The organism is Nitrosopumilus sp. K4 (assembly GCF_018128925.1).
In the GTDB taxonomy this organism is placed as follows: Archaea; Thermoproteota; Nitrososphaeria; order Nitrososphaerales; family Nitrosopumilaceae; genus HKST03.
The window spans coordinates 376,304-397,773 of the sequence record NZ_CP067007.1; the positions used below are offsets into that span (position 1 = coordinate 376,304).

The window sequence follows — 21,470 nt, forward strand, 5'->3', positions numbered from 1 at the left end:
CTCGATTTCATGTCCTTTATTGCCTAGGAAAGTCAGAATGACAAAAAATGGCATCTTGTGTGAGGTCAATGGTACACGAGTTCTTTTAGATCCAAAAAATGCTGATGTGTCTGCAATAAATTTTGTTTCTCATGCTCATTCTGATCATCTTCCATCAAAAAATGGTGGAACAATTCTTGCATCTGTTGAGACAAATGAAATCGCAAATCTCCGGGGTTTTAAAATGCAAAATTACACTCAAAATATTGATGATTTTTCTCTACATGACAGTGGTCATATTCTGGGAGCACGTGGGTTGCTTTTTGACGATATTTTCTACACTGGTGATATTTGTACCCGTGATAGGGGATTTTTAAAAGGTGCAAAAATCCCCAAATGTAAAACATTGATAACTGAATGTACTTTTGGATTACCCGAATTTGCTTTTCCAAAAATTGACGTTATCCAAAAACAAGTTAATGAGTTAATCTCAGAACTTTATGGAAAAGGCATTCCTGTTATTTTAATGGGATATCAATTAGGAAAAGCACAAACAATTACTCAACTGTTTGGGCATTGGGGTCCTCTTTATTTTCATGATTCTGTAAAACAAATGAATTCACTACATCAAAAATTTGGAGTTCCTCTAAATGATGGAATGGGACATTCCGAGGCTCAAAAAAATGGTTTACTTGATAAGAAACCCTGGGTGATGATTGCACCAATGATGTCCTCTAAGAACAGCTTTCTAAAAGAGATGAAATCAAAATATGGTGCAGTAACAATTGGATTTAGTGGATGGGCACAATCAAGTAGATTTCCTTTTGGTCGAAGAACTGATTATTCTATTCCTATGAGTGATCATTGTGATTTTAATGAATTAATTGAACTGGTTATACAATCTGGTGCTGAGCAAGTTTATACTATCCATGGTTTTGTCGAAGAATTTTCTACTCACTTGAGAAAGATTGGAATTGCTGCTCAACCTTTACGTGAAGACTCTCTAGATGACTTTACTTAGGAACTTTCCACATTCACAATCTGCTACAAGACAAGTTTCTGAATTTCTAATATGATCGTGTGAAAAATGTTTACACTTTTCATTTTTACAAATTCTTCGTTCTGCCTCACGTTTTACAACTGCTTGTGCAATTGAATTTGCTTTTTCTTTAGAATATCCCTTTTTGTCTATATAGTAGTGAACTATTCTATTGTAAAGTAAATCTGGATTGAACTGTTTTTCTAACAACTATTTTCCACCCTGTGAAGGGATATAGTGTAAGGTAATAGTTGAACAAATTTTTGGAATTTTTCTGATTTTATTTGTGATGACGTCATCTAATGACTCCTTTGAGTCTGATTCTACTTTACAGAAAACATCATAAATTCCATAAGTTCCTCTGACTTCTTTGGTTTCTGGAATACTCATAATCTCTTTGATTATGCTCTCTTCTGAACCAAGGTCACACTGAATCAGGATGTATGCAATTTCCATGTCAACCTCTGACACTTCCTCTTCTATATTTTGATCCCTCATTACATCCACATCTACACGATGGATCATCACATTTACTATGATATCTTTTTGACATATTTCCAATACGCGATTATCTTATTTCAAACCCCCTTGTTTTTTACTTTGAATTTGTTTAATTTTGAGACTAAATTTTTATGAATTTTGATAAATCTTCCAGATTTTTTGATATGCTTTCAGTCCGTGTTTAAGTATGACCTTTTCTGAACTGCCTATGTGCGAAATTCGATGAATCCCTGGTGCTTAACTAGCAGTAGTAATTGCTAGACTTAGAACATTGATACCAGAAACTCAAACCTCTTATTGCCTCTTGTTGAGTCAAAAATTCAGATAATGCCTATTTATGAGAATTACGTACAAGTTATACCGCATACTTCAAATATCCACCAAAAAAAGATTAAATGTGCTAAAAACGTCATTATTTATTTTGTTGTTAGTCTCGTTATCACCAATTCTTGTATTTGCTGAGCCTTCCTTTGAATTGCATTCTAATCAAAAACAAATTGGAGTATCTGATAGTTTTCTAGTGTATGGCAAAGTCTCTGATGTTACTCCTTATTCCGAAGTGAATCTTTCAGTAGTTGCTCCTGATGGCGAAATTGTATACTCTTACGAATTGACTTTTGATGATGATGGAAATTTCAAACGATTAATTCATCCGCCAATTCATGGTTTTAAAATTGGTACATATACAATAACTGCAAGTCACCCTCAAATTTCTATTACAAATCAATTCCAATTTACTGTAGTTGGTAACGGTGTTGCCTCTGAAGGTGTAATGCAAGAGACTAAATCGCTGTCTCAATTAACTCAAGAAAAACTCAATTCTGATATGTACATTTTAGCAAATGCAGTACAAGGTGATACTGACATCAAAATCACTGGAAAAACAATTTGGACTGACAGAGATGTCACACTTAAAGTTACATCTCCTAATGGAAACTTGATTACAGTTGCACAAGTATCGCCTTCATCTGATGGTGCATTTTCATCTACAATCAAAACTGGTGGTCCATTATGGAACGAAGATGGAATGTATACTGTAACTGCATATCAGGGTGACTATTCTGAACTTACTGATACTGTAAAAGTTGAAATTGCAAATGGTGTTGTTGTGCCTGAATTTGGAACTATAGCAATTATGATTTTGGCAATGTCTATAATATCTTTAATTGTATTTTCTGCAAAATCTAGACTTTCTCTTACTCCACGACTTTAATTTTATTTGAGAATTATTCCAATATCCATTAAATTAGAATGTGTAAACCCTGTTTTGATATTGCTTTTCTTTTTTTGAAAGAATCTTCCTGAATCACTGTTTTTCAAAAACTCCTTTATTGCATTATCTTCAATTTTAAAATTTTCAGTTATCGCTCCTGCAAAAATTGTGTTACCATCAATCCCGTCTGTTCCGATAGATGCGATAGTCATCTTTTTTTCATTTTGAGTATTTTTTAAAATTCTTAAAACTATCTCGTGATTTCTTCCTCCTGTTCCTTTTCCAAGTACTTCTACTGTAGTCTCCCCTCCAAAAATCAGGCAACCCTTTTTCTTATCCGGAATTTCTTTGATGATTTTTTTTACAGCCTCTTTTATGTTTCCAAAAACTTGAATTGTTTTTGGCTTGTACCCTAACTGTTCTGCCCTCTTTTCCATTGCTTTAAGACAATTCATGTTGTTTGCAATTATGTAATTTGGAATTTTTGCAATTTTTGGAGTTTCTTTTATCTCTCCGTTACTCCCCTGGTTGATTCTATTTAATACTTCAATTGGAATCTTTCTTTTCAAATTGTATTTTTCAATAATTTTCTGTGCATCTTCAAATGTTGTGTTGTCCATGTATGTTGTACCTGATGCAATAGCCGACAAGTCATCTTCTTCCACATCAGACATTACAAGTCCGATTCCTTTGCCTTTTAGGTTTTCAACTAGCCTCCCACCTTTTATTTTTGATAGGTGTTTTCTAATACAATTAAACTCTTGAATTGTCGCCCCAGATTTTAACAGCAAATCTGTAACGTGGATTTTATCTTCTAGTGTTATGTTGTCTGGGATTGCAAGCAGTGCTGAACCTCCCCCTGAAACTAGAAAAATTACTAGTTCTTTTGATTTTCTATTTTTTACAAATTTCAAAACTTCTTTTGCAGCCTTTACACTGTTTTGATCTGGTTTGGGGTGTCCTGAGTTAAAAATCTGAAATTTTTTACTCTTGATCTTTGATTTTGAGCCTTTGGGAATGACAATAATCCCACTTTTTATGGAAATTATTTTGTTAATTGCTTTTGTCATTGTGTCGCCTGCTTTTCCAAAAGCCACCGTATAGATGTCTGAAAATTCCTTTAACGATAAATTTTCTTCACCTATTTTAATTTCATCTTGTGTTACAAATTTTGGGATTATGTTTTCTGGATCTGCAGCCTTTAATCCTGATTCTAAAATCTCTAAACATTCCTTTTTTTTGTCATTAGTTGCAATTTCGTCAAAATTCTGAATAAACATGTCTTGATTTACTAATGCAAGATATAATAATAATCAATGATACGTTTCATTTATGCACACAGTACGCATTCCAAAAGTTATCAATTTTGGAGAAAATGCACTTGGTGAAACAGAGTATCCTAAAAATGCCCTGATTGTCACAACAGTTCCTCCCGAACTTTCTGACAAATGGATTGCAAAAATGGGGATTAAGGATTACATGCTGTATGATCAAGTAAAACCTGAACCATCAATTGATGATGTCAATGCTGTGATTTCACAATTCAAAGACAAGGATCCTTCTGTCTTGATTGGACTTGGAGGTGGAAGTTCTATGGATGTAGTAAAATATGCTGCACCAGAGATGAAAAAAGAAAAAATCTTAATTCCAACAACCTTTGGAACTGGAGCTGAAATGACAACTTATTGTGTCTTAAAATTTGATGGAAAGAAAAAACTGCTAAGAGAAGACAGATTTTTAGCTGACATGGCTGTTGTTGATGCATACTTTATGGATGGAACTCCAGAACAAGTCATTAAAAATTCTGTTTGTGATGCATGTGCTCAAGCTACTGAAGGCTATGACAGCAAATTAGGTAATGACTTGACACGAACACTGTGCAAACAAGCATTTGAAATCCTTTATGATGCAATTATGAATGACAAACCAGAAAACTATCCTTATGGTTCCATGTTATCTGGTATGGGATTTGGAAATTGTTCCACGACATTGGGACATGCATTATCATATGTGTTCTCAAATGAGGGAGTACCCCACGGATACTCGTTATCTTCTTGTACTACAGTTGCACATAAGCATAACAAATCCATCTTCTATGATAGATTCAAAGAATGCATGGAAAAATTAGGATTTGATAAGCTTGAACTCAAGGCAGATGTGTCTGAAGCAGCAGATGTTGTTATGACTGACAAAGGTCATTTGGATCCAAATCCAATCCCAATCACCAAAGAAGATGTCGTAAAATGTCTAGAAGACATCAAAGCAGGTAATTTGTAAAAAATCCATTTATTTTTTACATTTTTTCTATTTTCTTGAAAATCTGCGAAATTGGCAGCTTGAACTAAACTTTTTATTGTAACAATTTCTCGTTAATGTACATGACTCAAAATAAACTCAAATTTGGTATTCAGAACGGATTAAATGTAGCTAGAGCAGGTTACTCTGAAGACCAAATCCTTACTGCCTGTATGCTTGCTGATAAGACAGGGTATGACTCTATTTTCTATATGGATCACACAAACGTACCTCAATGGAAAAATGCCATTGTGCTTGATCCTTGGGTAATGCTATCTGCAATTGCTGCTGTTACAAATAATGTTGAATTAGGAACATGTGTTACTGATGCTATTAGGCGACACCCATCAAACATTGCTCTTGCTTCAATTACACTTGACAGAGTTTCTAAAGGTCGAGCAATTTTGGGTATTGGTGCAGGTGAAGCACAAAATCTAAAAGAATTTTGTATTCCTTTTGAAAAACCAGTTTCAAAATGGGAAGAACAAATTCAAGTTATCAAAACATTGTATGGCTCAACCCCTGATAACACTGTCGATTACGATGGCAAGTATTACAAATTAGAAGGTGCATGTTTGCAAGCACCTCCCATTAGAAAACCACATCCACCTACATACATGGCAGCTGGTGGAAAAAGAACATTGGAGTTAACTGGAAAGTTAGGAGAAGGATGGCTACCAATCGGTTACACACCTGAACTATTTGAGGATCATAAAAAGCAAATAGAATCATCTATGGAAAAACACAACAGAACACAGGAAGAAAAAGATAATTTCCAAATGGCATTGGATATTGATGTATACTTTTCAGAAGATGCAGAAGAATCATGGGCAAAGATGAAGGAGGCCGTAAAAGTAAGTCTATTCAAGCCTGAAGTTCTAAGAGTTCACGGATTAAAAGAAATTGAAGGCTTTGATTTTGTAAAATACTTTACAGAATATTCCATGTCTAACCAAGATTGGATTGTGAAAATGAGAGAAGCTGCAACAAAAATACCTGATGCAATTGCACGTTCATCAACTGCAATTGGAACTCCTGACGATATGATTCCTACATTTGAACGATTTATCAAAGCTGGTGTTAATCACTTTGTAATTAGATTTTGGGGAAAAAACTACTTTGGTTCAATTGATAAATTTGCTAGTCATGTAATGCCTCATCTTAAAGGAAATCCAAAGAAATAATCTCTTTCTTGCAGAAAATAATTTACGATACCTGTTTGTGATATTATTATGGATGATGATCTTCCTGAAACTGTCAAAAAATGTATGAGGATACTTGATGAGAATGTGGATTTTCTATCAAATCTTGAACAGGATTTAGATGATCAAAAAGAAGATGAACTTACTCCTGATCTGGAACTTCATCACTTATACGATATGACTGAAGATGTTGCTGAATCTGCAAAAATAAAGCGTGCTGAATCAAATTTAATGCGAAGACAAGCCGAAGATTCTATCTGATTGTTATTTTTTATGGCGTCTTTTACTTTGTGCCCTTGTAAATAATTTTACTTGTCTTTTTGTCCTCTGTTTTTCTAATCGTTTTCTTGTTCTTTCTGATGATTTTGTTATGCCTTGTACTACTTTGACTTTACTGCCATCTTTTAACATGATTGCTTTACCCTTGAAACGAAATTCTATGTCTCTGCATTTGATATAGTATTTCTTTAAGCAAAAGAATATCCTCTTGTTGTCACCTTTTGTTTCAGATACTTCTTTTGATTTTTTTAGTTCATTTAAGATGTTTCTTAGTAATCCTTTATCGATATCAGTAATCCTGTGAAGTTCTCTAAACCAGATAAATTTTGACTGAGATCCCCATTCTTCTAAAACCTCTAGAACTTTTCTTATGGCGTCTTCTTTTTCTTCATCAAAACTCATACCTCTTCTTTTTTTTGCCCTTATTTTAGGAATTTTTTTTATTGAATATTATGAAGAAAAAAGTCAAGTTTTTCCATCTTGTGCTTTTTTGATTAGTTTTAACAAACAAATGCATGAATTCAGAACAAAAAACTGAATGCAACCATCTAGAGTGTAGAATTTTAGAAATCAAAGAATTTGCAAAAGAACTTGAAGAAGATTGACTATGGAATTGATGATTTATAATATTAAGTGCTAAACAAACTCTGTGCAGTTAGTGGGGATTCTCCAGATAAAATCATATCAAAAAGTAAAAGACTTTCTAAATGAAGAACATGTTGGAAGAATTTGTAGCATTGATGAGAATGGTTATCCTCAGATAATTCCAATGAATTTTGTATTTCTTAATGATGCTGTATACATGCATTCTCATGTTAGGGGTGAAAAATTAGATAATATCAAAAGAAATAACAAAGTTGGATTTGAATCTGATAGGGAACTAGAATTCCTACCCTCATATTTTGAAGATCCTAAAAATGCATCTTTGGCAGATACTCTTTACATAAGTATCGTAATAAAAGGAAAAGCATCGCTTGTTGTTGATAGAGAAGAAAAAACGTTGGCACTAAATGGATTGATGAAAAAATATCAACCAGAAGGAATGTATGATCCAATTCAATCTAATATGCGTGTACTAGATGGAGTCGCTGTAATCAAAGTAATTCCTGAAACACTTCATGGAAAATACAAAATTGGTCAACACCTGAACCTACCTGATAGAGTGGATCTGGCTCAAAAAATTCTAAAAAGAAATTCCCCTACTGCAAAAGAAACTCTGAGAATAATGGGTTTTGAAATTACTGATGATGGTCTTAAAATGGTTGAAGATCCAATATGGTGATTTGAATCTAATCACCATTGCTTTAAATTCTGTTTTAGAGGATCGTAACTGTTGCAGCAAATACACAAATTTGAACTAGAATCTGAATTTTGCCCTACAGGTGATCAGCCTCAGGCTATTGACAAACTTGTTGATGGTGTAAAAAAATCCAAGGTTCAAACACTTTTGGGCGTAACTGGAAGTGGAAAGACATTTTCTGTAGCAAATGTAATTGCAAGAACCGGAAAAAACACTTTAGTTATTTCTCATAACAAAACTTTAGCTGCTCAACTTTATTCAGAACTAAAACAGTTTTTTCCAAAAAATAACGTTGGATATTTTGTTTCATACTATGACTATTATCAACCTGAAAGCTATCTTCCACAGACTGACACTTACATTGAAAAAGACACTCAAATCAATGAAAAAATTGAAAAATTGAGATTAGAGGCAACTGCCATGCTCTTATCCGGTGAGCCTACCATTATTGTTTCCACAGTTTCATGCATCTATTCACTTGGAAATCCTCAGGATTGGGAGGACCTTGCAATCACTATAAACAGTGGAGATGAAATCAAACGAAATGAACTTATCAAAAAATTTGTGGATGCAAGATATGAAAGAAACAATACTGAAATTGCACCAGGTAACTTTAGAGTAAAAGGAGATACAATAGACATTGTACCTGCATATTCTGAAGATATAGTTAGAATTTCTATGTTTGGTGATGAAATTGAAAAAATCACTTTACTTGATCACGTGTCTCTAAAAGAAAAACGTAAAGTTACTCAGATGAAAATCTTTCCTGCAAAACATTATCTTATTGCAAAAGATGTTAGAGAAAGAGCAATTCGATCAATTAAAGAAGAACTGAAATCAAGGTTGCTCGAACTAAATGAATTAGAAAAACAAAGATTGGAAATGAGAACAAAATTTGATTTAGAAATGATTGAAGAACTTGGATATTGTTCAGGTATTGAAAATTATTCAAGACATTTTGACGGACGAAAACCTGGTGAAAAAGCATTTTGTTTAATGGATTTTTTTGGTGATGATTATTTACTGGTAATTGATGAATCTCATGTTACACTCCCACAATTACATGGAATGTACAAAGGTGATCATTCTAGAAAAAAAGAACTTGTGACATATGGTTTTAGGTTACCAAGTGCATATGATAATAGGCCCCTAAAATTTGAAGAATTTGAAGATTATATCAAAAACACCCTCTTTGTTTCTGCCACCCCTGGTGAGTATGAGAAAAAAATTTCATTTCAAATCGTTGAGCAATTAGTCAGACCCACTGGATTGATAGATCCTGCTGTCGTAATTCGACCTACTAATAATCAGATGGATGATCTAATTGGAGAAATTACAAAACGAACTGAAAAAAACGAACGAGTACTTGTTACCACTCTAACTAAGCGAATGGCAGAAGATCTTGCAGAATATCTCTCAAAAAAACAGATACGTGTACGCTATATGCACTCTGAAATCGAAGGATTACAAAGAACTGAATTAATTCGCCAACTGCGCTTAGGCGAGTTTGACGTTTTAGTAGGCATAAATCTTCTTAGAGAGGGGTTGGATATTCCAGAAGTTTCTCTGGTTGCAATTTTAGATGCTGATAAGGAAGGGTTTTTGAGAAATTTTACTAGTCTCATTCAGACATTTGGTAGAGCCGCTAGAAATGTTAATGGTTCGGTGATAATGTATGCTGATCACATAACTAAATCCATGAAACATGCAATGGATGAAACAAAAAGACGTAGAAAAAAACAAATACAATATAATAAAGAACATGGAATTACCCCTCAAACAATCATTAAATCAATTCCTGATCAGGTTACAACATTAGATGATTCAAAATTAAAATCTACACATGATTTAACATCTGACATAATAGAATTAGAAGCTCAAATGAAAAAATATTCTGAAGATTTAGACTTTGAACGTGCAATAGAATGCAGAGATAGGATAAAAAGACTAGAAAAGGAGATTCAACTAAAAGATGACAGGAAGTAAATTAAAAATTCGTGGTGCTCGCCATCACAATCTAAAAAACCTAGATGTTGACATTCCAAAAAACAATCTTATTGTGATAAGTGGATTGTCTGGCTCTGGCAAGTCTACTTTGGCATTTGACACCATTTATGCTGAAGGACAACGACGATATGTTGAATCGCTTTCTGCGTATGCCAGACAATTTCTTGAAATGATGGACAAACCTGACGTGGATTCTATTGAAGGATTATCTCCTGCCATTTCTATTCAACAAAAAACAACAAGTAAAAACCCCCGTTCTACTGTTGGAACTACTACTGAAATTTATGATTACATGAGATTGCTTTTTGCAAGAATAGGGACTCCCTATTGTACAAATTGTGGAAGAAAGATTTCTAGTCAATCTGTTGAAACAATATGTGATTCTGTGCTCAAAGATTTTGATGGACAAAAAATCCTAATTTTATCACCTATAATTCAACGAAAAAAAGGAACGTATGAGAAACTTTTTGAGCAAATAAACAAGGATGGCTATTCAAGAATACGTCTAAATGGCGAAATTTTGAGCCTAGATGATGATATTCCTCCACTTGATAGACAAAAATGGCATAATATTGAGATTGTTGTGGATCGAATTCAGACTGACAAATCTGAACGTTCTAGATTGTTTGAGGCAATTCAAACTGCCATCAAGGCATCAAAAGGTGATGTAATGATATCTTCAGATAAATCTGAAAAGATATTTTCTCAAAACAATGCATGTCCTTACTGTGGTCTTACTATTGGTGAATTAGAGCCTCGAACCTTCTCTTTCAATTCTCCGTTTGGTATGTGCAAAGCATGTAATGGCTTGGGCGTTAAAATGGAGTTTGACCCCGATTTAGTAATTCCTGATAAAACTAAATCGATATTGGATGGTGCAATAGTTCCGTGGAGTGGTAGGTTCTCTTCTTTTAGAAGACAAGCATTACGTGCGGTGGGTAAAAAGTTTGGGTTTGACTTGATGACTCCTATTGAAAAAATTAAACCAAAACATCTCAAAATAATTCTACATGGAACTGACGATCTTATTGATTTTAGATATAGATCAAAATCTGGTGATTCTTCTTGGCAGTACACTGATGCATTTGAAGGCGTGTTAGAAAATCTTCAACGTGTGTTTATGGAAACTGATTCAGAATCCAAAAGAGAATGGTTAAAACAATTCATGCGAGACACCCCCTGTAATGTTTGTAATGGAAAAAAGCTAAAACCTGAATCATTATCTGTAAAAATTAATGACAAGGGAATTATGGATGTTTGTGATCTTTCTATCGACAATTGTTATGATTTTTTTACAAATCTAAAACTAACTGAAAATGAGCAATACATCGCACGTGATGTTCTAAAAGAAATTAAAGAAAGACTAGAATTTTTAATGAATGTCGGATTGAATTATCTGACTCTAAATCGTCTTAGCTCTACGCTTTCTGGTGGTGAATCTCAAAGAATTCGTTTAGCCACTCAAATTGGTTCAAATCTTACCGGGGTTTTGTATGTATTAGATGAGCCTACAATTGGACTTCATCAGCGTGATAATGAACGATTAATTAAAACGCTAAACAAACTACGAAATCTTGGAAATACTGTTATTGTAGTGGAGCATGATGAAGAAGTCATACGCAATTCTGATTGGATTATTGATCTAGGACCTGGAGCCGGTATCCACGGCGGAAATGTTGTTTTTGAAGGTCCAGTCAAAAAAATTCTAAATGGACACAAGTCTGTCACTGGTGATTATCTAAAAAATAATTCTTTGATAAAATTAGAAAATAAAACTCGTAACCCTTCAGGTACTTTGACTATTAAAGGTGCATCAGAAAATAATCTAAAATCAATTGATGTTGAAATCCCATTGGGGCTATTTGTTTCAGTAACAGGTGTGTCTGGTTCTGGAAAATCTACTTTGATTAATGATATTTTGTTAAAGGCACTTGAAAGCCATTTTTACAAATCAAATGTAAAGCCTGGAAGTCACAAAAAAATTTTGGGCCTTGAAAATATTGATAAAGTTATTGCAATTGATCAATCTCCAATAGGTAGGACTCCACGATCAAACCCTGCTACCTATATTGGTGCATTTACTCCCATCAGAGAACTTTATGCAAATACCGAGTTGTCAAAAGAAAGAGGATATGCTCCAGGGCAGTTTTCATTTAACGTAGCTGATGGACGATGCTTTGCATGTGATGGTGACGGTGTAAAACAAATTGAAATGCAGTTTCTTTCTGATGTTTATGTAAAGTGTGATGAATGTAAAGGAAAGCGTTACAATTCTGAAACACTAAATGTTTTGTATAAGGGCAAAAACATTTCAGATATTTTGGACATGACTGTCTATGAGGCATTACACTTTTTTGAAAATATTCCATCAATCAAAAGAAAACTGCAAACAATTTTTGATGTTGGTTTGGGTTATATTAAACTCGGACAATCATCTACTACTCTCTCTGGTGGTGAGGCTCAACGAGTTAAACTTGCTTCAGAGTTATCAAAACGTGGTACTGGAAAGACACTATACATATTAGATGAGCCTACAACTGGCCTTCATTTTGCTGATGTTCAAAAATTGCTAGATGTGCTAAATAGACTTGTAAATCTAGGTAATACTGTTGTTGTAATAGAACATAACATGGATGTCATAAAAAATTCCGATTGGCTAATAGATTTGGGTCCTGAAGGAGGTGATGAAGGTGGAAACATCGTAGCTACTGGCACCCCTGAAGTTGTTGCAAAATCTCCTGGCAGCTATACTGGAAAATATCTGAAAAAACTATTAAAAAAATGACTTTTGATATCTCTTCAATCAAAATCCCTTCTCATCCTGGAATTTATCTGATGAAAGATGACGAAAAGAAAATTATCTACATTGGAAAGGCAAAAAATCTCAAAAACCGTGTAAGATCTTATTTTAATAAAAATCAAAATTACAAAACTCAAAAACTAGTTGAAAATATTGCTGATATTGAATTTGTTTTAACTGATAATGAAAGTGAAGCATTTCTTTTAGAATCAAACATGATAAAAAAATACAGACCCCGATTTAATATTGAACTAAAAGATCAACAACGATATACATACCTTCGAATTTCTGATGAAAAATATCCACGTTTACTTGTTGCAAGGAGAACTCGTGATGGAAAGTTTTTGGGTAAAGGCAAAATTTTTGGCCCATTTACACAAGGTAGCTCTAAGCTATTAACAATTGGTGCATTAAGAAAAGCATTTCAGATTCGCATATGTAAAACTCTTCCAAAAAAAGTTTGTTTGGAATATCATTTAGGTAATTGTGAAGGTCCTTGTGAATTCAAAGATGCACAAGAGAGATATTCAAAACATGTAAAATCACTGGAGGATGTTCTTAAAGGAAAAAACCAAACAAAAATTTTTACAAAAAAACTAGAAGAAGAGATGCAACAAGCCGCAGATTTGCAACAATTTGAGCGTGCAAAAGATATTCGTGATACCCTGATTCGACTAGACAGTCTTCAAACAAAACAAAAAATGGAATATGTGAAAAATTCTGACGAAGAATATTTTGGAATAGGAGAACAAAACCAAACTGCAACTGTTATGAACTTTCGAATGATTAACGGTGTCATTCGTGACAGTGACAAATTCTTTTTTGATCTAGTGGGGGATAATTCTTTTTCTAATTTTCTTTTCCAGTACTACTCTACACATAAAATCCCAAAATTTATTCTTGTAAATCAGTTACCTGAAAACAAAGAACTGCTAGAATCCTTATTTTCTGAACAAACTGGATTTGATGTAGAAATTATTTGTCCAAAAAGAGGAAAACGTAAAGAAATCATTGATTTAATTTTGAAAAATATTGATTTGATTCATACAAAAGGTGGAGATCCTGGTTTAATTGAATTAAAAGAAATTTTAAAACTTCCTCAAGTTCCAAACATCATTGAATGTTTTGATATTTCAAACCATGGGGAGGATTTTGCAGTTGGCTCTATGGCAAGATTTGTGGATGGGAAACCAAATAAATCCGGATACAGAAAGTTCAAAATTAAAACCGTTTCTGGAAGAGATGATTTTGCAATGATTGGTGAGATAATTAAACGCAGGTACTATAAGTTATTGGAAGAAGAATTAGAAATGCCTGATCTTATATTAATTGATGGTGGAAAAGGCCAATTAAAATCTGCACTTAACTCATTACATTCTCTTGGATTGAAAATTCCATGTGTGTCTCTTGCAAAAGAAAACGAAGAAGTGTTTGTTCCTGATCAGAAACATTCAATTGTTATCTCGAGAGAAAAACCTTCTCTGAAAATTTTACAACACGCACGAGATGAAACTCATAGATTTGGTGTTGCATACAATAGAAACATCAGAAAACACCTAATTAAATAAAAAAGAAGAAAATTGTGGTTTTAGTTCACTTGAACGTTACCGACCATCCATGGATGGACCATACAGAAGTAATCGTAACTTCCTGCGTCATCAAATGTGAATGCATAAGATGCACCGCCTAAGACTAGGCTGCTATCAAATACACCAGATGGACCGTCAGCTGGACTGCCGCCTGTTACTGTATGTGCTGCTGTATCTGCATTGTTCCATTCAACAGTGTCTCCAGCGTTAATTGTAATTGATGCTGGGATGTAACATTCGTTGGTTTCTTCACAACCTGGAACTGATGTCCCTGCTGGAATTTCAACGCTAACTGTTTGTGGACCAGATGGTTTTTCAGGTGTTGCAGTTTTTTCTGCTACCTTCATTTCCTCTTTTAGTTCCACAGTTTTTACTGTAGTTGCTGTTGCGCTTACAGAATAGCTTACAGTAAATTCAGTTGGGTTCATTGTGTGAACTGCTAATGCATTACCAGAAAATTCCCATGATCCCATTGCATTCTTTGGATCAACAAATGTTAATTCAAAGATTGTTTCACCATCTGGTGTCCAAGTCATTGCTGGTTTTTCACCTGCACTGATTGGTCCTTTTAATGAAACTAGTTGAATCTGTTCTGAAGCAGAGTATGAAAGAATCCCTGAATACATGTTACTTGATGGTGCTAGTAGCACTGCAAGTTGATGTGATTCATGGCCCATGCCTGGATCTTGTACTGACTGTGTTGTACCTGTCATTACGGTTTTAGACATTGGTTTTTCTTTGAAATCTACTTTGTAATCAACTATGAATGGTGTTGTTTTCTTGGTATGTACTGCTAATGCATTGCCGGCAAACTTCCATTCGCCTTTTGCATTCTTTGGATCAACAAATGTTAATGCAAACTTTGTTTCACCATCAGGTGTCCAAATTGCTTGTCCTTTATCATCTCCATCTGCAAGTGGACCATGTAATGTGACTAGTTGAATTGGTTCAGATGCATCATACTTGAGTGTACCTGAATATACTTTGTCACTTGGTGCCAAAATAATTGCAAGTTGATGTGCTTCATGACCAACACCGGGATCTGTTGTTGATGTTAATCTATCCCAACCTGCCTTCATTGGCTTTGCAGGAGCTTCTTCTTTGACTTTGTCAACAATATCTGCAAACGGATCTGTTTGCATTGGCTTTGGAGTCTCCGAAGCTACTGGAGGTGAATAATTTAGACCTGCGTCTTGGACTCCGCTCATATAGAATGCAAATCCTACGCCGATAGCTACAATTGCGATTGAAAATCCAATTGCAGCTTTGTCTATACCTGCCATAATTGATCCGTGGCCTACTATATGGTAAATAAATTAACCTGTGGCACTACTCATTTGCTTAAATTCATACTGGAAAAAAGAAGAAAATTGTGGTTTTAGTTCACTTGAACGTTACCGACCATCCATGGATGGACCATACAGAAGTAATCGTAACTTCCTGCGTCATCAAATGTGAATGCATAAGATGCACCGCCTAAGACTAGGCTGCTATCAAATACACCAGATGGACCGTCAGCTGGACTGCCGCCTGTTACTGTATGTGCTGCTGTATCTGCATTGTTCCATTCAACAGTGTCTCCAGCAAAGATGGTGATTGATGCTGGGATATAACATTCGTTGGTTTCTTCACAACCTGGAACTGATGTCCCTGCTGGAATTTCAACGCTAACTGTTTGTGGGCCTGGTGCTCTTTTTTCAGTTTCTTCTTTGACTGTTTCACCAAGTTCTACTACTGCTTCTTCGACTTTTTCAGTTACCATTTCAGTTGTTTCTTTGGCTTCTTCGATTACTTCTTTAGGATTTTCTTTAACTTTAGCTGCTAGATCTGCAAATGGATCACTCTTTTTTTCCGAACTTTCCATTGATGCAGATGATGTTGCTTTTGTTGGAGCTGTTGGTGTTTCAATAGATATGCCTAAATCCTGACCTGATTGGCCAGCAAATGCTATTGCAACACCTGCAGCTACAATTGCAATTGACCATCCAATTGCAGCTTTGTCTATACCTGCCATTTGTTCTAAAATATTCTTGAGAATAAATAAAGCTAAGCAATTTAGATTGCATGTTTTTTGAAATTATTTCAAAACATAATTGATTTTCCAGAAATTTTTGCATTGATCGCATAAAATGATTTTTTGTATTGTCAATCATGTTTAACAAATCTTTCTTTTATGATTGTATGATTTAGTTATTTTACTAAATGCATTGGAGCTGTCACCAAGTACTTGATCGGTTTTGGTCTTAAGCACCTTTGCATTAAATAATCTTTTCAATAATGTTTTCTTTGTCTGAAATTAACTCAAAATTTATTTGTAATTTTCTTTGCAAAATCAATTGCTTGATAAAATGAGCTCTTTTTTCAATAAATTCATCATTGATTTTTTTATTTAATTTGAGATGTTCATACATTATTTTATTGTCTATTTTTATTGTGATGCTGTCTTCATTTTTTATGATAAATGTTCCAATTCCCCAAAACAATCCAACATGTAATGCAATGTATTTTGATTGTAAATTAGTGACTTTATCATAATAAATGTCTGCATGAGTTCTGATCTGTTTTACTGTCGATTTGTTTGTTTTAATTGCCCATGAAATTTTTTCTGTGTTTCCATTTGAGTAGAAAACATGTTGCAATTGTCAACCAAAAAGGGGTTTTTTGTCTATATATTTTGAATACCCCACTTATGATCAAAGATTGAAAGATGTGTATATGCTTGAATCTCATGCGTTCTTTTCTAAAATGGTTGATGAATTAGTCGAATTTTCAGAATATGATCCTGAATTAGCAGATGGAATAAAATGGCTTGATGATCAAGCTCAGAAAAAAGGCATTACGTTTTATGACATGGTGTTTGAAGTCTTGTATAAACATGATGTTAATTCTAAAGCCAAAGAGTGGCTTAATACCAGAAATTAATTATTTTCTCAAGTCTAATTTCTTGTATTCACAACCCTGAGGTCCACAATACTTCCCAACATATACTGCCTTTGGTCTGTACAACGCTGGTTTTGGTGCAGCTTCTGCAAATTTTTCTTCAATTATGTGTGCTCCCCATCCTGCAACTCTGGAAATTGCAAAGATTGGAGTGTTAAGATCAACTGGAATCTTGAGCATATAGTAAATTGACGCACTATACAAATCTACATTTGGATAAATATCTCTGTCTTTTTGTTTTTTCATTTCGTTAATTGTTGTGGTTTCTACTCTTTCCGTCATTTCAAACCATTTGTCCCCTGTTTTTTCTGCAAGTTTTCTTGACATCTCTTTTAGAACTTGTGCTCTGGGATCATACGTTTTGTAAACTGCATGACCCATTCCCATTATTCTTTCACCTTTTGCCATTTGTTCTTTAATCCATGGCTCTACTTTGTCTAAATCCCCAATTTCTAAAAGCATTTTCATAACTTCTGTGTTGGCACCTCCGTGAAGCTCTCCGCTTAAAGCTCCAATAGCTGAGCTTGCTGCTGAGTACATATGTGCTCTAGTTGATGCAACTTGTCTTGCGGTAAATGTAGATGCGTTAAATGTATGATCAGCATGAAGAATTAAACAAACATCAAAAATCTTCTCAACTTCCGGATCTGGTCTTTCTCCAGACATCATGTATAGGAAATTCCCTGCATGACTCAGAGATGGGTCTGGATCCACAATCTCTAACCCATTTCTAATCCTCTGCCAACTTGCAATGATCGTTGGAATCTTTGCAATTAGATTGATTGCTCTATCATAACTTGCACTCTTGTTTGCAAATTCTTCATCATAATACCCTGCCAAAGCCGCAACAAATGCCTGAAGCATATCCATCGGGTCCGCATCTTTTCTCCAGTTTCCCATGTTCTTTTGCATTTGCTTTGGAATGTATCTGGCATCTATCAATTTTGAATTAAACTCTGCTAATTGCTCCTTTGTTGGGAGATCATCGTATAGAAGCAAGTATGCAGTCTCCTCAAATGTTGAGTTTTTTGTAAGATCTAAAATATCATATCCTCTGTAAATCAGCTTGCCTTTTTCGCCGTCAATATTTGAAATTCTGGTATCTGCTACCTCTATTCCACGCAAACCAATGTTTTTTGTTTCCATATTGAGCCTAGATGAAATCTTCTATTATATTTTCGCAAGAAACTAGGTGTATTAGTTTAGTATTTTGTCTAATCTGACAACTCTGGGTCATAAATGATGATTTTTAATCATAATACAATGACTCCAGCTGAAAGAGAATTGCTGCATACACTTGATCAGATGATACTGAATGCATCTGATGAAGAACTCAAAAAAATTCAAGAGGTTGATCTTCAAACTCAGCTAGATGGAATCTCATTTTATGATGCATTTGTAAATTCCAACTCAATGGCAAATCAAAGTATCAAACAAGAAACCCGTGATTCTAGAAAATAACTCATTTTGGTTTAAATGAGGGCTTGTAATTTCATCGACCATAATGGTGACCAAGAAAACAACAAAACCTTCTAGAAAAAAGACTACAAAAAAGACTATTGCTAAAAAGACTACGAAAAAACCCCATGTAAAAAAAACCACAAAAAAAAGAGTCACTAAAAAAACCAAAGTTGTTTGCATTTCCCATAAAGAGGATGCAGATGGGATAAGTTCTGCAGCTTTGATTAGACAAGCATTTGGTGGCGACTCTATCTTAGTTGATTATCCTGGGCAAATGGAAGCAATACAACAAGTTGCAGCAGATGAAAAACTAAAATCATTATACATATGCGATTTGGGTCTTAGCAAAAAAAACCAAGATGAATTTGTTGAATTGATGAAAACATTGAGAAAAAACAAAGTTTCAGTTACCTATATTGATCATCATGATATTGATCCTGATATTGTAAAAGAACTCAAAAAAATAAAGGTAAAACTAATTCATGACATCAACGAATGTACAACTGTTCAAGTCTATGACAAATTCAAATCAAAATTATCTGATCATTCTTCTTTCATTGCAGCTTGTGCTGCAATAACTGATTATATGGAAGATAGACCTGTAGGTTCTAAATTATTACAGATTTATGATAGACAATTTGCATTAATCAACGCAACCGTGCTTACATACAATATAGTTGGTCATCAAAAAGATCCTGATTACCTATTATACCTTGTAGAGGAACTTGCTGATTCTAAATTCCCACATGAAATTCCAAATACTTTTGAATTTGCACAAATTCAAGTTGAGAAACTCGCTCAAATGATTGCCAAAGTCAAAAAAGGAATGAAGACAATGAAGAATATTGGACATATGGAAATCATCGATGCAGGAGCTAGTGGTGCTGTAAATTTTGTTCTTGGATTGTCTGGAAAGGATGTAGGCGTAGCATACAAAGAAAGAGTTGATCATGGTATATACGCTGTTTCTGTTCGTGGTTCTAGAAATTGTACTGTTCACTTGGGAAAAATTGTTAATGTTTTAGCCACAGAGCTTGGTGGCTCTGGTGGTGGCCATGATAAAGCGTGTGGTGCAGTTATTCCAAAACCCAAAATCAAAAAATTCCTAACAGAATTTAACAAAAAACTGAATTAACTCTTTAAAATTTATTGTATCTTAACTTCTAATTGATCTGAACTACTGCATCAATCTCGGTCATAGAATTTAATGGTAAATTTGAAACTCCTACTGCAATTCTTGAATGTTTGCCTTTTTCACCAAAAATCTCAAAAAGCAAATCTGATGCCCCGTTGATAACTTTTGGATGTGCTGAAAAATCTGGACCTGCATTAACAAATCCATTTAGTCTAACAAATTTTTGAATTCTCTCCAAATCCCCCAATTCTTTTTTTAATTGTGATAGTATGTTGATTACACATAACCTTGCAGATTTTTGTCCTGTTTCTATGGTATCATCAGTAACCTTTCCTGTAAATGCAAGTTTTCCATCTTCAATTGGAATTTGACCTGAAACATATGCAAAATTTCCTGCCACGACAACTGGAACATAAGACCCCGCAGGTGCTGGTGGTACGTTTAATTTGATTCCTAGCTGTTCTATTTTTTCTTCAATCAACATTGGTTCTGATTATACTGAGGGATTTTAGTTTTTACTAATTTTAATGTGTATTTTTTCGCCCTTTGTTGAACTGTTTTGGTAGATCATTCTGGTTTTGTATCCTTGTACTTGTAAATATCCATCAAGTACTGAAACCCATGGCAGTGAATGCCCGCTGTTTAGTTTTGATTCGATGGTGATGTTTTTGTTATTTGCCTCAAAATTTGCATGTCCAGAACATGTTATTTGAAGGGCAGAATCTACAATTTCAATAACCTCGTCTAATGTCTTTGTTTTTAGGGAAATTCCGTATTTTTCTAACAATTTTACCATATCAAATTCATTTCTTTTTGAAGTTATTGTGGTGTTTAGAATGTAGGTTAATCCATTTTCATTTATTGTCTTGATAATTTTGTAAATTTCCTGTGCTTCTGTTTTTGTCATGTCTGCTAGACATTCTGTTTTTATTGCATTTCTCCAAATATTTGTAAAAATTTTACTTTGATTTGTACCTAAAACATCTGTTGATGAAAACATTGCGCCTTTTCCGTCATCACTGTTTATGATTAATAATTCTGTTTCATCAAAAATGAAATAGTTTTGAATGACATCTGATGCTCTTATTTTGGCATTGTCGGGAATTATCTTGTAGTATTCTGAACCAATTTGTGATGATGGGATCAGAATTTTAAGATCTAAATTTCTTCGCAAAACAGAAACAAGTTGATCTCTGCATTCTGCAAGTAATCCCAAACCCCATTGATCTGCCATGATGTGAATTGATGACTTTGAACCCTCAATCATTGTTCTAAGTTGATTTAATACGTTGTTTGCATTTAGATGAAAATATCTCTTCTCTTCAGAACCTCTTGATTTTCTGCTTTCCTCGCTCACTCTTTTTAGGTTTGAGACAAGCGTGTTCATTGCATTTACTTTGTTAATCTGTTCTTGCACTACTGAATCAAAGGCATCTTCGGGTGAAATAGCAGTACACATTATTGGCTTGCTTTTTGAAATCATGGCAAGTTTTTTCTTTTCTAATTTTAGCAATGTTGGATAAACCTTTGTTCTTGGTAATTCTGAATAATATGCTAATTCACTGGCAGAAATTGTTCCTTTTGAGACTAAAGTGACATATGCTTGTGCCTCATACTTGCTTAACCCAAATTCCTCTAGGCTGACTGTAAGTGATTGCTCATTTGCCATATGCTTACTTGATTCCTTCTTAGGTAAGACTGTAAGCTAAATTCCTTTGCACAAATACTCA

Annotated in this window: 22 protein-coding genes; 12 read left to right on the top strand and 10 right to left on the bottom strand. The window is 34.3% G+C overall.

The window, feature by feature from the left end; translation table 11 throughout:
- Positions 1-37: 37 nt before the first annotated feature.
- Positions 38-1,000, top strand: a complete 963-nt coding sequence (locus NsoK4_RS02195) for an exonuclease (protein ID WP_211687756.1) — start codon at positions 38-40, stop codon at positions 998-1,000.
- Here NsoK4_RS02195 and NsoK4_RS02200 read toward each other — a convergent pair.
- Positions 983-1,228: a hypothetical protein gene (locus NsoK4_RS02200; RefSeq protein WP_211687757.1), complete on the bottom strand. Its 246-nt coding sequence runs from the start codon at positions 1,226-1,228 to the stop codon at positions 983-985. The genes NsoK4_RS02195 and NsoK4_RS02200 overlap by 18 nt on opposite strands.
- Positions 1,229-1,579, bottom strand: a complete 351-nt coding sequence (locus tag NsoK4_RS02205) for an Lrp/AsnC ligand binding domain-containing protein (RefSeq protein ID WP_371816011.1) — start codon at positions 1,577-1,579, stop codon at positions 1,229-1,231.
- Between the two features lie 361 nt (positions 1,580-1,940).
- On the opposite strand from NsoK4_RS02205, the gene NsoK4_RS10015 reads away from it, so the two are divergent.
- Positions 1,941-2,732 carry a PEFG-CTERM sorting domain-containing protein gene (locus NsoK4_RS10015; protein ID WP_249111110.1) on the top strand — a complete coding sequence of 264 codons (792 nt, stop codon included), beginning with the start codon at positions 1,941-1,943 and terminating at the stop codon, positions 2,730-2,732.
- Between the two features lie 2 nt (positions 2,733-2,734).
- On the opposite strand, the gene NsoK4_RS02215 is transcribed toward NsoK4_RS10015, so the two are convergent.
- On the bottom strand, positions 2,735-4,012 hold the full coding sequence (locus tag NsoK4_RS02215) for a glycerate kinase (RefSeq protein ID WP_211687758.1): 1,278 nt from the start codon (positions 4,010-4,012) through the stop codon (positions 2,735-2,737).
- Between the two features lie 52 nt (positions 4,013-4,064).
- Here NsoK4_RS02215 and NsoK4_RS02220 point away from each other — a divergent pair, with 52 nt between their 5' ends.
- The 3 genes from NsoK4_RS02220 (at position 4,065) to NsoK4_RS02230 (ending at position 6,490) form a co-directional block, all read left to right on the top strand.
- A complete protein-coding gene (locus tag NsoK4_RS02220; RefSeq protein WP_211687759.1) occupies positions 4,065-5,009 on the top strand; it encodes an iron-containing alcohol dehydrogenase in 945 nt (314 codons plus the stop codon).
- Between the two features lie 95 nt (positions 5,010-5,104).
- Positions 5,105-6,211: an LLM class flavin-dependent oxidoreductase gene (locus NsoK4_RS02225; protein WP_211687760.1), complete on the top strand. Its 1,107-nt coding sequence runs from the start codon at positions 5,105-5,107 to the stop codon at positions 6,209-6,211.
- Positions 6,212-6,259: 48 nt separating this feature from the next.
- Positions 6,260-6,490 (top strand): hypothetical protein, encoded by a 231-nt coding sequence (locus NsoK4_RS02230; protein ID WP_211687761.1) that lies wholly within the window; start codon positions 6,260-6,262, stop codon positions 6,488-6,490.
- A gap of 3 nt (positions 6,491-6,493) precedes the next feature.
- Here the strand turns inward: NsoK4_RS02230 and NsoK4_RS02235 are convergent, their stop codons facing one another.
- Entirely contained in the window at positions 6,494-6,910 is a 417-nt protein-coding gene (locus NsoK4_RS02235) for a hypothetical protein (RefSeq protein ID WP_211687762.1), read from the bottom strand.
- A 247-nt stretch (positions 6,911-7,157) separates the two neighbouring features.
- Between NsoK4_RS02235 and NsoK4_RS02240 the strand changes: the two genes are divergently transcribed.
- From NsoK4_RS02240 to uvrC, 4 genes are read left to right on the top strand one after another with little or no spacing between them, the layout of a single operon-like run.
- Positions 7,158-7,790: a pyridoxamine 5'-phosphate oxidase family protein gene (locus NsoK4_RS02240; protein WP_211687763.1), complete on the top strand. Its 633-nt coding sequence runs from the start codon at positions 7,158-7,160 to the stop codon at positions 7,788-7,790.
- Positions 7,791-7,841: 51 nt separating this feature from the next.
- The gene (gene uvrB, locus NsoK4_RS02245; RefSeq protein WP_211687764.1) at positions 7,842-9,794 is read left to right on the top strand and encodes an excinuclease ABC subunit UvrB; all 1,953 of its coding nucleotides are present in this window, start codon (positions 7,842-7,844) and stop codon (positions 9,792-9,794) included.
- Complete coding sequence (gene uvrA / locus NsoK4_RS02250) at positions 9,781-12,600, top strand: excinuclease ABC subunit UvrA (protein ID WP_211687765.1); 2,820 nt, start codon at positions 9,781-9,783, stop codon at positions 12,598-12,600. The genes uvrB and uvrA overlap by 14 nt, the downstream gene beginning before the upstream one ends.
- Positions 12,601-12,650: 50 nt before the next feature.
- Positions 12,651-14,183: an excinuclease ABC subunit UvrC gene (gene uvrC, locus NsoK4_RS02255; RefSeq protein WP_249111111.1), complete on the top strand. Its 1,533-nt coding sequence runs from the start codon at positions 12,651-12,653 to the stop codon at positions 14,181-14,183.
- A 20-nt stretch (positions 14,184-14,203) separates the two neighbouring features.
- Here uvrC and NsoK4_RS02260 read toward each other — a convergent pair whose 3' ends face one another.
- The 3 genes from NsoK4_RS02260 to NsoK4_RS02270 form a co-directional block, all read right to left on the bottom strand.
- A complete protein-coding gene (locus NsoK4_RS02260) occupies positions 14,204-15,487 on the bottom strand; it encodes a plastocyanin/azurin family copper-binding protein (RefSeq protein ID WP_211687767.1) in 1,284 nt (427 codons plus the stop codon).
- 95 nt (positions 15,488-15,582) lie between these two features.
- A complete protein-coding gene (locus NsoK4_RS02265) occupies positions 15,583-16,218 on the bottom strand; it encodes a plastocyanin/azurin family copper-binding protein (protein ID WP_211687768.1) in 636 nt (211 codons plus the stop codon).
- 244 nt (positions 16,219-16,462) lie between these two features.
- On the bottom strand, positions 16,463-16,843 hold the full coding sequence (locus tag NsoK4_RS02270) for a hypothetical protein (RefSeq protein WP_211687769.1): 381 nt from the start codon (positions 16,841-16,843) through the stop codon (positions 16,463-16,465).
- A 22-nt stretch (positions 16,844-16,865) separates the two neighbouring features.
- On the opposite strand from NsoK4_RS02270, the gene NsoK4_RS02275 reads away from it, so the two are divergent.
- Positions 16,866-17,126: an HECT domain-containing protein gene (locus tag NsoK4_RS02275; RefSeq protein ID WP_249111112.1), complete on the top strand. Its 261-nt coding sequence runs from the start codon at positions 16,866-16,868 to the stop codon at positions 17,124-17,126.
- Here the strand turns inward: NsoK4_RS02275 and NsoK4_RS02280 are convergent, their stop codons facing one another.
- On the bottom strand, positions 17,127-18,290 hold the full coding sequence (locus NsoK4_RS02280; RefSeq protein WP_211687770.1) for a citrate synthase: 1,164 nt from the start codon (positions 18,288-18,290) through the stop codon (positions 17,127-17,129).
- Between the two features lie 117 nt (positions 18,291-18,407).
- Here NsoK4_RS02280 and NsoK4_RS02285 point away from each other — a divergent pair, with 117 nt between their 5' ends.
- Together NsoK4_RS02285 and NsoK4_RS02290 are read left to right on the top strand one after the other, a co-directional pair.
- Positions 18,408-18,605, top strand: a complete 198-nt coding sequence (locus NsoK4_RS02285) for a hypothetical protein (protein WP_211687771.1) — start codon at positions 18,408-18,410, stop codon at positions 18,603-18,605.
- A 43-nt stretch (positions 18,606-18,648) separates the two neighbouring features.
- The gene (locus NsoK4_RS02290; RefSeq protein ID WP_211687772.1) at positions 18,649-19,740 is read left to right on the top strand and encodes a DHHA1 domain-containing protein; all 1,092 of its coding nucleotides are present in this window, start codon (positions 18,649-18,651) and stop codon (positions 19,738-19,740) included.
- A 28-nt stretch (positions 19,741-19,768) separates the two neighbouring features.
- On the opposite strand, the gene NsoK4_RS02295 is transcribed toward NsoK4_RS02290, so the two are convergent.
- Both NsoK4_RS02295 and NsoK4_RS02300 read right to left on the bottom strand, forming a co-directional pair.
- Positions 19,769-20,221, bottom strand: coding sequence for a RidA family protein (locus NsoK4_RS02295; RefSeq protein WP_211688822.1), 453 nt, complete (start codon positions 20,219-20,221; stop codon positions 19,769-19,771).
- Between the two features lie 27 nt (positions 20,222-20,248).
- Positions 20,249-21,409: a TrmB family transcriptional regulator gene (locus tag NsoK4_RS02300; protein WP_211687773.1), complete on the bottom strand. Its 1,161-nt coding sequence runs from the start codon at positions 21,407-21,409 to the stop codon at positions 20,249-20,251.
- Positions 21,410-21,470 lie beyond the last annotated feature (61 nt).

What these genes read in the sequence shown, in the direction of transcription:
- NsoK4_RS02195 (WP_211687756.1), top strand. Translation starts at nt 38, where the DNA reads ATGACAAAAAATGGCATCTTGTGTGAGGTCAATGGTACACGAGTTCTT.
- NsoK4_RS02215 (WP_211687758.1), bottom strand. Translation starts at nt 4,012, where the DNA reads ATGTTTATTCAGAATTTTGACGAAATTGCAACTAATGACAAAAAAAAG.
- NsoK4_RS02220 (WP_211687759.1), top strand. Translation starts at nt 4,065, where the DNA reads ATGCACACAGTACGCATTCCAAAAGTTATCAATTTTGGAGAAAATGCA.
- NsoK4_RS02225 (WP_211687760.1), top strand. Translation starts at nt 5,105, where the DNA reads ATGTACATGACTCAAAATAAACTCAAATTTGGTATTCAGAACGGATTA.
- NsoK4_RS02230 (WP_211687761.1), top strand. Translation starts at nt 6,260, where the DNA reads ATGGATGATGATCTTCCTGAAACTGTCAAAAAATGTATGAGGATACTT.
- NsoK4_RS02235 (WP_211687762.1), bottom strand. Translation starts at nt 6,910, where the DNA reads ATGAGTTTTGATGAAGAAAAAGAAGACGCCATAAGAAAAGTTCTAGAG.
- uvrA (WP_211687765.1), top strand. Translation starts at nt 9,781, where the DNA reads ATGACAGGAAGTAAATTAAAAATTCGTGGTGCTCGCCATCACAATCTA.
- uvrC (WP_249111111.1), top strand. Translation starts at nt 12,651, where the DNA reads ATGAAAGATGACGAAAAGAAAATTATCTACATTGGAAAGGCAAAAAAT.
- NsoK4_RS02260 (WP_211687767.1), bottom strand. Translation starts at nt 15,487, where the DNA reads ATGGCAGGTATAGACAAAGCTGCAATTGGATTTTCAATCGCAATTGTA.
- NsoK4_RS02265 (WP_211687768.1), bottom strand. Translation starts at nt 16,218, where the DNA reads ATGGCAGGTATAGACAAAGCTGCAATTGGATGGTCAATTGCAATTGTA.
- NsoK4_RS02280 (WP_211687770.1), bottom strand. Translation starts at nt 18,290, where the DNA reads ATGGAAACAAAAAACATTGGTTTGCGTGGAATAGAGGTAGCAGATACC.
- NsoK4_RS02285 (WP_211687771.1), top strand. Translation starts at nt 18,408, where the DNA reads ATGACTCCAGCTGAAAGAGAATTGCTGCATACACTTGATCAGATGATA.
- NsoK4_RS02290 (WP_211687772.1), top strand. Translation starts at nt 18,649, where the DNA reads ATGGTGACCAAGAAAACAACAAAACCTTCTAGAAAAAAGACTACAAAA.
- NsoK4_RS02300 (WP_211687773.1), bottom strand. Translation starts at nt 21,409, where the DNA reads ATGGCAAATGAGCAATCACTTACAGTCAGCCTAGAGGAATTTGGGTTA.